The 12,601-nt window shown below is 45.5% G+C and carries 8 protein-coding genes, 2 tRNA genes and 3 rRNA genes; 10 read left to right on the forward strand and 3 right to left on the reverse strand.

Annotated elements, in window-relative coordinates; all coding sequences use genetic code 11:
• Positions 1-146 precede the first annotated feature (146 nt).
• The 7 genes from SNE26_RS27080 (at position 147) to SNE26_RS27110 (ending at position 7,271) form a co-directional block, all read left to right on the forward strand.
• Positions 147-350, forward strand: coding sequence for a hypothetical protein (locus SNE26_RS27080; RefSeq protein WP_321556963.1), 204 nt, complete (start codon positions 147-149; stop codon positions 348-350).
• Between the two features lie 296 nt (positions 351-646).
• A 16S ribosomal RNA gene (locus SNE26_RS27085) occupies positions 647-2,167 on the forward strand.
• A 279-nt stretch (positions 2,168-2,446) separates the two neighbouring features.
• Positions 2,447-2,521, forward strand: a tRNA-Ile gene (locus SNE26_RS27090).
• 95 nt (positions 2,522-2,616) lie between these two features.
• A tRNA-Ala gene (locus SNE26_RS27095) sits at positions 2,617-2,690 on the forward strand.
• A gap of 283 nt (positions 2,691-2,973) precedes the next feature.
• Positions 2,974-5,853, forward strand: a 23S ribosomal RNA gene (locus SNE26_RS27100).
• Between the two features lie 273 nt (positions 5,854-6,126).
• Positions 6,127-6,238 (forward strand): 5S ribosomal RNA (gene rrf / locus SNE26_RS27105).
• The 16S, 23S and 5S rRNA genes sit together here with 2 tRNA genes alongside, the layout of an rRNA operon.
• Positions 6,239-6,437: 199 nt before the next feature.
• Positions 6,438-7,271, forward strand: a complete 834-nt coding sequence (locus SNE26_RS27110) for a hypothetical protein (protein WP_321556964.1) — start codon at positions 6,438-6,440, stop codon at positions 7,269-7,271.
• A 9-nt stretch (positions 7,272-7,280) separates the two neighbouring features.
• Here the strand turns inward: SNE26_RS27110 and SNE26_RS27115 are convergent, their stop codons facing one another.
• From SNE26_RS27115 to SNE26_RS27125, 3 genes are all read right to left on the reverse strand, one after another.
• Entirely contained in the window at positions 7,281-7,583 is a 303-nt protein-coding gene (locus SNE26_RS27115) for a hypothetical protein (protein ID WP_321556965.1), read from the reverse strand.
• A gap of 4 nt (positions 7,584-7,587) precedes the next feature.
• Positions 7,588-8,304 carry a pirin family protein gene (locus SNE26_RS27120; protein ID WP_321556966.1) on the reverse strand — a complete coding sequence of 239 codons (717 nt, stop codon included), beginning with the start codon at positions 8,302-8,304 and terminating at the stop codon, positions 7,588-7,590.
• Between the two features lie 156 nt (positions 8,305-8,460).
• A complete protein-coding gene (locus SNE26_RS27125; protein WP_321556967.1) occupies positions 8,461-9,045 on the reverse strand; it encodes a Crp/Fnr family transcriptional regulator in 585 nt (194 codons plus the stop codon).
• Between the two features lie 285 nt (positions 9,046-9,330).
• Here SNE26_RS27125 and SNE26_RS27130 point away from each other — a divergent pair, with 285 nt between their 5' ends.
• Genes SNE26_RS27130 through SNE26_RS27140 form a run of 3 tightly spaced genes read left to right on the forward strand, consistent with a single transcriptional unit; the run spans position 9,331 to position 12,577 of the window.
• On the forward strand, positions 9,331-10,503 hold the full coding sequence (locus SNE26_RS27130; RefSeq protein ID WP_321556968.1) for a glycoside hydrolase family 172 protein: 1,173 nt from the start codon (positions 9,331-9,333) through the stop codon (positions 10,501-10,503).
• Positions 10,503-11,354, forward strand: a complete 852-nt coding sequence (locus SNE26_RS27135) for a fumarylacetoacetate hydrolase family protein (RefSeq protein ID WP_321556969.1) — start codon at positions 10,503-10,505, stop codon at positions 11,352-11,354. Before SNE26_RS27130 ends, SNE26_RS27135 begins: the two co-directional genes overlap by 1 nt.
• Before the next feature lie 8 nt (positions 11,355-11,362).
• Complete coding sequence (locus SNE26_RS27140) at positions 11,363-12,577, forward strand: DUF6786 family protein (RefSeq protein ID WP_321556970.1); 1,215 nt, start codon at positions 11,363-11,365, stop codon at positions 12,575-12,577.
• Positions 12,578-12,601 lie beyond the last annotated feature (24 nt).

Consider the following 12,601-nt stretch of genomic DNA (forward strand, 5'->3'; position numbering starts at 1 on the left):
GTTTAATTATTTGAAAATATATCTTGGTTGGTAGCTGATTTTCTGCGTACATTTGTGACCGCTTTAGAAAAAGAGGCGTTGTTTTTTGAAATTAAGGGCGAATAAAAAAGATTTAAAAAAGTGAAATTTTCACTTGCTAAATCAAAATGAAATTCGCACCTTTGCAGCCGCTTCAAACGGGAGCGGTAGTTCATACAAAGGGTAGAAAGATTGGTGTTGAAAAGGAAAAGAGAAGAAAGATAAACACCCCGAAACTTTTAGAAAATAAAAAAAGTAAAAAAATTTTGGAAAGAAGAAAAGGTTTTCTACCTTTGCAGCCCCAAGCGGGGAAGAAGTTTAAAAGCTTCTAAAGAAAAGAGGATGAGGGTTTTAGGCCTTAGGAATCAAGGGTGAAAGGGAGCGATTCCCACACTAAAAAAATTGACAAATCAACTCAGGTAAAACTGAAAGATTATATAGCTGAACTGGATAGGGAAGCGGGAAAGTTCTTTTAAGAAATGGAAATCATGTAGCGTAACGGGAGGCGAAGTCTAACCAAGGTTAAACTGAGCTGAAGAGTTACAAAATAAAGAGAGCCTGTATAAAGAGATAATAATACAGATTCTATTAATTAATAATAGGGTCAGTGATTAAAACAAAACATTTTACAATGGAGAGTTTGATCCTGGCTCAGGATGAACGCTAGCGGCAGGCCTAATACATGCAAGTCGGACGGGATTCGGGTGCTTGCACCTGATGAGAGTGGCGCACGGGTGCGTAACACGTATGTAACCTACCTTAGTCAGGGGGATAGCCTCTCGAAAGAGAGATTAAGACCGCATAACATCACGAAGTGGCATCGCTTTGTGATCAAATATTTATAGGACTAAGATGGGCATGCGCAACATTAGCTAGTTGGTGTGGTAACGGCATACCAAGGCTACGATGTTTAGGGGATCTGAGAGGATGACCCCCCACACTGGTACTGAGACACGGACCAGACTCCTACGGGAGGCAGCAGTAAGGAATATTGGTCAATGGACGGAAGTCTGAACCAGCCATGCCGCGTGCAGGAAGACGGCCCTACGGGTTGTAAACTGCTTTTGCAGGGGAATAAACCTTCTTTCGTGAAAGAAGTTGAATGTACCTTGAGAATAAGGATCGGCTAACTCCGTGCCAGCAGCCGCGGTAATACGGAGGATCCAAGCGTTATCCGGATTTATTGGGTTTAAAGGGTGCGTAGGCGGCTTTTTAAGTCAGGGGTGAAAGACGGTAGCTCAACTATCGCAGTGCCCTTGATACTGAAGAGCTTGAATGTACTTGAGGTAGGCGGAATGTGACAAGTAGCGGTGAAATGCATAGATATGTCACAGAACACCAATTGCGAAGGCAGCTTACTAAAGTATGATTGACGCTGAGGCACGAAAGCGTGGGGATCAAACAGGATTAGATACCCTGGTAGTCCACGCCCTAAACGATGAACACTCGATGTTGGCGATATACGGTCAGCGTCTAAGCGAAAGCGTTAAGTGTTCCACCTGGGGAGTACGCCCGCAAGGGTGAAACTCAAAGGAATTGACGGGGGCCCGCACAAGCGGAGGAGCATGTGGTTTAATTCGATGATACGCGAGGAACCTTACCCGGGCTTGAAAGTTAGTGAATGTGACAGAGACGTCACAGTTCTTCGGAACACGAAACTAGGTGCTGCATGGCTGTCGTCAGCTCGTGCCGTGAGGTGTTGGGTTAAGTCCCGCAACGAGCGCAACCCCTATGTTTAGTTGCCAGCATTTAAGGTGGGGACTCTAAACAGACTGCCTATGCAAATAGAGAGGAAGGAGGGGACGACGTCAAGTCATCATGGCCCTTACGTCCGGGGCTACACACGTGCTACAATGGATGGTACAGAGGGCAGCTACCTGGCAACAGGATGCCAATCTCTTAAAGCCATTCACAGTTCGGATCGGGGTCTGCAACTCGACCCCGTGAAGTTGGATTCGCTAGTAATCGCGTATCAGCAATGACGCGGTGAATACGTTCCCGGGCCTTGTACACACCGCCCGTCAAGCCATGGAAGCTGGAAGTGCCTGAAGTGCGTAACCGCAAGGAGCGTCCTAGGGTAAAGTCGGTAACTGGGGCTAAGTCGTAACAAGGTAGCCGTACCGGAAGGTGTGGCTGGAATACCTCCTTTCTGGAGCAGGCCCTCTGAGTGGCTCAGAACTGTTCGCTGCATGATATTTCTTAAAGTTAGTTAAATGGTTGATTAGGTTAAGTGGTGAGTAGTTGAAAAGCGAAGATCACAAAACATGAGCAGTCATATACTGATAACACACACGCAAAAGGAAACACCCAGAAGATGAAGCCATCAGTGGCAATAACATCTGAGAGGCGGGATTGTAAGAGATTACGATTGACGATTTGAAGAATAAAAAAATCTAAAATCGAAGATCGGAGATCCGAAATACAAAAAAGTCCTGTAGCTCAGCTTGGTTAGAGCACTACACTGATAATGTAGGGGTCAGCAGTTCAAATCTGCTCGGGACTACAAAAGAGGCGATGATTGAATTATAGAATTACTGAATTATTGAGTGAAAAATAATCAATAATTCAAAAAATCAATAATTCGATAATTCATCTTAGGGGGGATTAGCTCAGCTGGCTAGAGCACCTGCCTTGCACGCAGGGGGTCAACGGTTCGAATCCGTTATTCTCCACATTGAACCGGAAGTCATTAAGTCATCTGGTCATTGAGTCATTGAAAAATGACGTAGTGACTAAATGAAAGAATGACGGAGGATCAAAACGTTCTTTGACATATTGGAAGAAGTAATTGAAACAAGAGAAAACAACAGATAGAGACGTTGTTTGCTCAGAGGCAAGATTGCAAGAAAAAAGAGACAAGACTTCGGTCCTGGTTCTTGATTCCTGATCTCTTGACGCTAACAAACAATTATCTAAAATAAAGACATACCATGCGGCGCAAAAGGCGCATGAGTAGAAGAAAGTAAGAAAGGGTACACGGGGGATGCCTTGGCTCTCAGAGGCGAAGAAGGACGTGATAAGCTGCGATAAGCTGCGGGGATCAGCAAATATGACTTGATCCGCAGATTTCCGAATGGGGAAACCTAATTAGTTGAAGACTAATTGCATAAATGCGCTAACCTGCCGAACTGAAACATCTAAGTAAGCAGAGGAAGAGAAAACAATAGTGATTTCCAGAGTAGTGGCGAGCGAAATGGAAGAAGCCCAAACCTGTTATGTTACGGCATAGCAGGGGTTGTAGGACCACAACATGAATATTAAACAGAACCGGAACGGGGTGGGAAACCCGGCCATAGAGCATGAGAGCTGCGTACGGGTAATGAATAGTAGGATAGTGGTATCCTGAGTACCGCGAGGTCGGAGACGCCTTGTGGGAATTTGCCGGCACCATCCGGTAAGGCTAAATACTCCTGAGAGACCGATAGTGAACCAGTACCGTGAGGGAAAGGTGAAAAGAACCCCGAACAGGGGAGTGAAATAGAACCTGAAACCGTGTACTTACAAGCGGTCGGAGCCTGGCAACGGGTGACGGCGTGCCTTTTGCATAATGAGCCTACGAGTTACTCTTCCCTGGCAAGGTTAAGTGTTTAAGACACGGATCCGAAGCGAAAGCGAGTCTGAAAAGGGCGTATAGTCAGGGGAGGTAGACGCGAAACCTTGTGATCTACCCATGGGCAGGTTGAAGGTGCCGTAACAGGTACTGGAGGACCGAACCGATAAACGTTGAAAAGTTTCCGGATGACTTGTGGGTAGGGGTGAAAGGCTAATCAAACTGGGAAATAGCTCGTACTCCCCGAAATGTTTTTAGGAACAGCCTGGCGGTTGAGTTATAAAGAGGTAGAGCTACTAATTGGGTGCGGGGGAGTCAAATCCTACCAAATCCAGATAAACTCCGAATGCTTTATAATATACGCTGGAGTGAGGCTATGGGTGCTAAGGTCCATGGCCGAGAGGGAAAGAACCCAGACCATCAGCTAAGGTCCCTAAATTATTGCTAAGTTGAACTAACGAGGTCCGATTGCACAGACAGCTAGGATGTTGGCTTGGAAGCAGCCATTCATTTAAAGAGTGCGTAACAGCTCACTAGTCGAGCGATCGGGCATGGATAATAAACGGGCATCAAGCAGTATACCGAAGCTATGGATTGCATGTAAATGCACTGGTAGGGGAGCATTCTATTTGTCGGAGAAGCAGGAAGGTAACTGACTGTGGAGGGAATAGAAAAGCAAATGTAGGCATAAGTAACGATAAGGCGGGAGAGAAACCCGCCCACCGAAAGACTAAGGTTTCCTGATCAACGCTAATCGGATCAGGGTTAGTCGGGGCCTAAGGTGAAGCCGACAGGCGTAGCCGATGGACAACTGGTTAATATTCCAGTACTTTTTATTACTGCGATGCGGTGACGGAGTAGTGACACTGACGCGAACTGACGGAATAGTTCGTTAAAGGCTGTAGGTATAAGACGTGTAGTTAAGTACGCATGTTTTGCTGAAAGCTGATAGTACACAGAACCTTCGGGGGATGTGATAGTTCAGGTAATCAGACTTCCAAGAAAACCCGCTAAGCTTCAGGTAATAAAAACCCGTACCGTAAACCGACACAGGTAGTCGAGGAGAGAATCCTAAGGTGCTCGAGTGAATCATGGCTAAGGAACTCGGCAAAATGGCCCTGTAACTTCGGGAGAAGGGGCGCTGTCAGCAATGGCAGCCGCAGTGAAAAGGCCCAGGCGACTGTTTAACAAAAACACATGGCTTTGCAAAATCGCAAGATGACGTATAAGGCCTGACACCTGCCCGGTGCTGGAAGGTTAAGAGGGGATGTTAGTCGCAAGGCGAAGCATTGAATCGAAGCCCCAGTAAACGGCGGCCGTAACTATAACGGTCCTAAGGTAGCGAAATTCCTTGTCGGGTAAGTTCCGACCTGCACGAATGGTGTAACGATCTGGGCGCTGTCTCAGCCATGAGCTCGGTGAAATTGTGGTATCGGTGAAGACGCCGGTTACCCGCAACGGGACGGAAAGACCCCATGCACCTTCACTATAGCTTAACATTGATATCGGATACAGGATGTGTAGGATAGGTGGGAGACTGTGATGTGGCTTCGCCAGGAGTCATTTAGTCAACGTTGAAATACCACCCTTTCTGTATTTGGTGTCTAACTCTGCAAAGCGGAGAACATTGTTTGGCGGGTAGTTTGACTGGGGTGGTCGCCTCCAAAAAGGTAACGGAGGCTTTCAAAGGTAAGCTCAGTACGCTTGGTAACCGTACGCGGAGTGCAATAGCAAAAGCTTGCTTGACAGTGAGACAGACAAGTCGAGCTGGGTCGAAAGACGGATATAGTGATCCGGTGGTTCTGCATGGAAGGGCCATCGCTCAAAGGATAAAAGGTACGCTGGGGATAACAGGCTGATCTCCCCCAAGAGCTCATATCGACGGGGAGGTTTGGCACCTCGATGTCGGCTCGTCACATCCTGGGGCTGGAGAAGGTCCCAAGGGTTGAGCTGTTCGCTCATTAAAGTGGCACGCGAGCTGGGTTCAGAACGTCGCGAGACAGTTCGGTCCCTATCTGTTGTGGGCGCAGGAAGTTTGAGTGGGGCTGACCTTAGTACGAGAGGACCGGGTTGGACTAACCTCTGGTGAATCTGTTATGCCGCCAGGTGTACTGCAGAGTAGCTACGTTGGGAATAGATAAGCGCTGAAAGCATCTAAGTGCGAAACTAGCCACAAGATGAGACTTCCATTGAGGGTCGTAGGAGACTACTACGTTGATAGGTTACAGGTATAAAGGTGGTGACATCATAGCCGAGTAATACTAATTGCCCGAAGCTTTCTTCGTGACGGATTAAGGTGAGTGGTTGATTAAGTTGATTAGGAGAGTGGTTGCAAGACTACACAAATAAAAAACCAAAGCGATCACTCATCTGAAACAAAACAAACAGATAAACAACAAAAGCTGTTGTTTTCTCTTCAATCAAGTACTTCTTTCAATAATATGTCATGTTAATGGGGGTGAATAGTTGATTAGGTTCATTAGGTGAGTAGTTTAAAAGCTATACACCATACAAGAACCACTCACCACTCACCCAATCAACCACTAACTTAAAAATATTCAGGTGCCTATATCGGCGGTGTCTACCTCTTCCCATTCCGAACAGAGAAGTCAAGCCCGCCAGAGCCGATGGTACTGCGGTAAAACGTGGGAGAGTAGGTCGGTGCCAACCTTTATCACCTTTAATGGTGCAACATTGCAAAAGCCTTAGCTAATCCCTAAGGCTTTTTGCGTTAACGGCCTTTTCGTAAGCTCCCCATGACAACCCAATTTTTATCTTACAAGCATAAATAAGGATCCAAAATCCAGAGTGGTGTCCTAATTTCTCATTTGATATTATTTTGCTAAATTTAAGCTATATACCTAAACATATGCTTACAGCCGAACAAGCTGCACTTTGGCAAAAGATCCTGGACTTTCAAATAGATGATCCGGATGCTGTTTTTAAATTTTCAGAACGGCTGGGGCGTGAGAATACTTGGAGCAAGGACTATACCAATCGGGTGATCACAGAATATAAACGTTTTATCTTCCTTTGTTGCGTAGCTGAAACTGGGGTTACCCCTTCTGATGCGGTTGACCAGGCCTGGCACCTGCATTTAACTTTTACAAAGTCGTACTGGATAGATCTCTGCCGCGACACACTTGGTAAAGAAATTCATCATAATCCGACTAAAGGGGGTAATAGTGAAGCTTTGAAATATGATGGATTTTATACAGGTACTCATAAATTATATGAAGAGAGCTTTGCAGGTTCTCCGCCAACTGATATATGGCCTACTAACCAAACGCGATTTTCTGAGATCAACTTTCAACGGGTAAATATGAACAGGTACTGGCTTGTTCGTAAGCCTGGGATCAGTAAAACCATTGGTATGGCATCAACGGTAGTAATAACCGGGCTTATATTTATACAGGCATCCGACAATGAGATCTTTGCGCTGATCTTTTTAGGGGCTTTTATACTTATCGCTGCGTTTAGCTATAAGAAGGAAGGGCGGAATAGGGATGATAAGGGCGACGGGAGCTGCCATCCAGCAACCTGCGGTACCGACGGAAATTTTCATTCCGGGCATCACAGTGATCATTCGGATCATTCGGGGAGCGGCTGTCATAGCGGGGGCCATTCAGGTTGCGGCGGGCATAGCGGCTGTGGCAGTGGTTGTTCGGGCTGCTCATCTTCAGGTTGTAGCGGTGGGGATTAATAAAAATGGCTATCCATCCAACGCCTCAAAAATCTCGGCACTTAACAACCCGCTACCTCCGCCAAAATGCTGAGCTATTTTGATACCGGGCTTTTCGGCACAGAAATATTCTCTCAATTTACCTTCCGAAATTTCATCAACTCCGCCTCCCATCAGTACCAATTTAAAGTCCTGCATTGAGAACGCCGCAATGGCTTCCTCATCGCTGAGGCAGCCGGTTGCGTTCCAGTCGGGATTATTATTCACTAATCTCACTACCGTGGCTAATATTTCTGGGTGCCGGCCAATTACCAATATCTGAATCTTTTCCATGATCTTAAAATTTCATCGGCACATCTATCAGTAAAAATTCGGCATCAGTACCTGCTTCAATAGTGAATTTGTCGGTGTCCCAAATACCTAAAGCATCCCGGCTGCTCAATGTTTCGCCGTTGATATTTACTTCTCCGTTTAAAATAAACGCATAAACTCCGTTGCCTTCTTTCTTGATGTTATATTCGGTACTTACACCTTTATCGAATTTACCCAAATGGAACCACGCATCCTGGTGGATCCATACGCCGGCATCATCCGGATTTGGAGATAATACCTGCTGTAATTTATTGTGCCTGTCTTCAAGATTTAATGAGATCTGATCATAACGCGGTTCAACGTTCCTTTTATTGGGATAAATCCAGATCTGTAAAAATTTAACTTCGCTGGTACGGTCAAAGTTGTATTCGCTATGAAAAATTCCGGTGCCGGCACTCATCGCCTGGATATCACCGTTTTTTATTACGGCCACATTGTTCATGCTGTCCTTGTGCTCCAGGTCGCCTTCCAGCGGAATGGAAATGATTTCCATATTATCGTGCGGATGTTTGCCGAAACCCATCCCCGGGTCGACGGTATCATCGTTCAGCACCCTCAACGCGCCAAAGTTCATCCGTTGCGGATTATAGTAACCTGCAAAACTAAATGATTGGTAACTGTGCAGCCATCCGTGGTCTGCATGTCCGCGGGTGTTAGCTTTATGTAAAACGGTTTGTGCCATTGTGTGCTTCCTTTAAATTATAATGCAAATTTAAGGGAGCGTGGTTTGACGGCACTTGATGTAGGTTAAGAAATTGGAGAGTGGTTGATTAAGTGAATGGTTAAGTAGTTGAATAGCTTAGAACCATTCACCTAATCAACTCAATCAACCGTTCACTTACTTTTTCCTCACCATCTCACCCTTCATCCGGCTGAAAAATTCGGGGGTTACGCCTATGTATGAGGCTATTTGTTTTTGAGGCAGATGATCGATGAGGGTAGGATAACGTTTACAAAAGTTATTATAACGCTCCTCGGCGGTAAGACTCAGACTGTCAATCAGGCGTTGCTGGCTGGCTACCAATGAGTTTTCGGTCAGGATCCTGAAAAAGTGCTCAAACTTAGGAATCTGCATATACAACTTCTCCTGGTTTGCTTTTGAAAGCAGCAGCACATCTGTATCTTCCAGCGCTTCGATATTCTGGATCCCCGGCTTTTGCGAAATCAGGCTGTACATATCGGCTATCCACCAATCTGCAGGGGCAAAGCTCAACACGTGTTCGATACCGCTTTTATCTACCGTATATCCCCGTAAACATCCGGCTGTTACGAAAGCCGAATACTTGCATACCTCGCCGTAAGTGAGCAAAAATTGCTTACGCTTTACTTTTTTTGGTTGCAGAAAGTCTTTAAAGATTTCCTGTTCTTCACGGGTTAAATGGATATGTTTTTCCAGATTATTAAGTATCAGATCAAGCGGCATATGCAAAAATGGTTTTTATTTGGCGCATTACCGAGGGCTGAACAATTAATATATCCTGTTTTTTACAGGCGTAGGGCATTTATTTAATAAATTTTAAATTAGCTTTATCAACCGCCAAATATGCCATGCCAAAATATGCGCATGTTATGCTTATAAAGCGGTATGGATAGCGAAAAATTATCAATATGATTGTGAATGGCTTTTTAAATATGGCCTGAAGCATAAACAAATAAACCTGGAGCGCATTACCAATTACTGCGTTAATTGATTTTAAAGATAAGTTTTATGGTGAAAAATTATTTTTTAACGATCTGCCTGTGTGTTATTGTCACTTCGTTTGTTAATGCGCAGCAGAAATTTAATGGTCTTGATGTTGGGCTCGGTAACCTTTACCGTACCTCTGATGCTAAAACACGGTCTATTAGTCCTGAGAATTTTACTGGTGAGAAGGGTAAGGGAGGGATGGCCACAACCGGCACGGGTGCCAACGCCTCGCGCGATCTGGGCCAGACCTGGAAAGTGAGCCCAAGCGTTGTCATCAAAAAGCATACAACTTTTACCGTTGCCGAAATTAATGGTTCGGGCGCTATTCAGCATATCTGGATGACGCCGACCGGCAACTGGCGCTATTCTATCATCCGCTTTTATTGGGACGATGAAACTACACCATCAGTTGAGGTGCCCGTGGGTGATTTCTTTTGCATGGGCTGGGGTAAATATGCGCCCGTCACTTCACTGGCTGTGGCGGTAAACCCTGGCAGTGCATTTAATTGTTACTGGCCTATGCCCTTCCGAAAAAAATGCCGCATCACTATGGAAAATATCGACGATGCGGATATGGTGCTATATTACCAGGTTGATTATACCCTGACCGATGTACCTGAAGATGCCGGATATTTTCACGCGCAGTTTCGCAGGGTAAATCCGTTGCCTTATAAAAGGGATTTTGTTTTGGTGGATAGCATTAAAGGCAAAGGGCAATATGTTGGTACTTACATAGCTTATGGCTCCAACAAAAATGGCTGGTGGGGCGAAGGTGAGATCAAGTTTTTTATGGATGGTGACACCAAATTCCCTACAATAAACGGAACCGGTACCGAGGATTATTTTTGCGGATCGTATGATTTTGATACCCATCATAAAGATACCGATGGAAAAGAGAAGCCCGGAACCGAATATACCGAATTTTGCAGCCCGTACAGCGGTTTGCCGCAGGTGATCCGCGGTGATGGGCATTATAACATTGCTCAACGCTTCGGCCTGTACCGTTGGCATATCGTTGATCCCATCCGCTTTGAAAAAAGTCTGAAGGTTACCATACAAGCATTGGGCTGGCGACATGATGGCCGGTATATGCCCTTGCAGGATGATATCGCTTCAACCGTATTCTGGTACCAAACGGGCGAACACGGCCCTTTCCCTAAATTTCCCTCAAAAGACGAACTGGAAGTAAACTAATGAAACTATATAAACTTGCCAAAGGCAGCCTATTACAACATCGCGGTTCATCATATATTATTGATGATGACTGGGACAAACTGATTAACAGGGATGGTTTAGCCGCCTACCTTGAATCGATCACTGCCGATACCACGGCTTTAAGTGCCGAGGTAGAGAATGAATATCTAAACGGCAAGATATTACCGCCCGTAGGCAACCAGGAAGTATGGGCTGCCGGCGTAACTTATTTACGCAGCCGTGATGCCCGCATGGAAGAATCGGAAACAGGCGCGAGCCTGTATGATAAGGTTTATGACGCACCGCGCCCGGAGCTTTTTTTCAAAGCGCTTGCTCATCGGGTATCCGGGCATAACGGTGAGGTTTACATCCGTAAAGACTCGGAGTGGGACGTGCCAGAGCCTGAGCTTACGCTATTTGTGAATAGCGATGGTAATATCCAGGGATATACCATTGGCAATGATATGAGCTCACGGAGTATCGAGGGCGAAAATGCACTTTATCTGCCGCAGGCCAAGGTGTATGAAAAAAGCGCAGCCCTTGGGCCTTGTCTTTACGTTACATCATCGCCCATCCCCGGCGAAACGGTGATTAGTATGAACATTAAACGCGATGGAGAGTTGGTTTTTGAAGACGAAACAACTGTATCGCGCATTAAACGATCCTTTGCCGAGCTCACCGGCTATTTATATAGTGAATGTGATTTCCCTAACGGATGCTTTTTAATGACGGGCACTTGCCTGGTACCGCCGCCAAGCTTTACTTTGCAAGCCAGTGATGTGGTGGAAATCAGCATAGATCATATTGGTACGATGGTGAATGTGATTGGTTTTAACCCTAAGCATAAATAACTGGCAATATGCAGCTTTTAAAAAAGTCATCATTAGTTTTGCTGCTTGCCGGTTTGGCGTCATGTACTATGCACAACCCTCAACTACCGATGAAAGGAACTTTTGGATCTGATCTTGATTTTTTAAAAGCAAAGGATAGCGTTATCGTTTTAAAAGATAACAGCGGTTTGGGGCAGGTCATCGTCTCACCCAAATACCAGGCAAAAGTTTTTACCTCAACTGCCGACGGTTTAAATGGCAAAAGCTTTGGCTGGATCAAGTATGAAACATTCGACCAAAAGCAGCCCGACCCGCATATGAACGCTTTTGGAGGTGAAGACCGCCTGTGGCTTGGGCCGGAAGGCGGACAGTTTTCATTGTTTTTTAAGCCAGGCGCCAAAATGGAGTTTGCCAACTGGCACACGCCTGCCGCTGTTGATAGCGAAAGCTGGGACCTTATTTCGTCGTCGGACAAAAAGGTATCCATGAGCAAAAGCACACATCTGCAAAATTATGCCGGCACTGAATTATCAATAAAGCTGGAGCGCGATGTGGAGATCATGGAGCCAAATGCTATACAACAGGTACTTGGTATTGATGCCGACACATCTGTAAAGGCAGTAGGCTTTAGTACAGTAAATTCTATCATTAATGCAGGTGATAAGGTTTGGGATAAAACAACCGGTGCACCATGCCTTTGGAATTTAGATATGTTTACCCCTTCGCCAAAAGTGGTGATCGTAGTACCATACAATGAAAAAACTACCGGTAAAGTAGCTACAACCAATTATTTTGGCGAGATCCCGAAAGATAGGATCACTTATAATAACGGGATACTGCTATTCAAAGCTGATGGTAAAAGTCGTGGTAAACTGGGCATCCCGCCAAACCGGGCAAAAAATATGGCCGGTAGCTACGATGCCGAGAACGATGTATTGACGGTAACCATGTTCGACGTAGATAGCGCAGCCTCCTACTTAAACCAGGAATGGAAAACGGATACAGCACCTTACAGCGGCGATGCAGTAAATGCTTATAATGATGGACCGCTGGCCGATGGTAAGCAAATGGGGCCTTTTTATGAGATAGAAAGCGTATCGCCGGCCGCATTCCTGAAACCGGGCGAAAAACTTACGCATAAACACAGTGTATTCCATTTTACAGGCAACAAAGCCGCATTAAATAAAATAGCATTAAAAACGCTGGGGATTTCGTTAGATGAGATCGCGGCAACATTTAAATAACAAAGTAATTATATACAACCAATC

It is taken from the genome of Mucilaginibacter sp. cycad4, from assembly GCF_034263275.1.
Taxonomy (GTDB): Bacteria; Bacteroidota; Bacteroidia; order Sphingobacteriales; family Sphingobacteriaceae; genus Mucilaginibacter.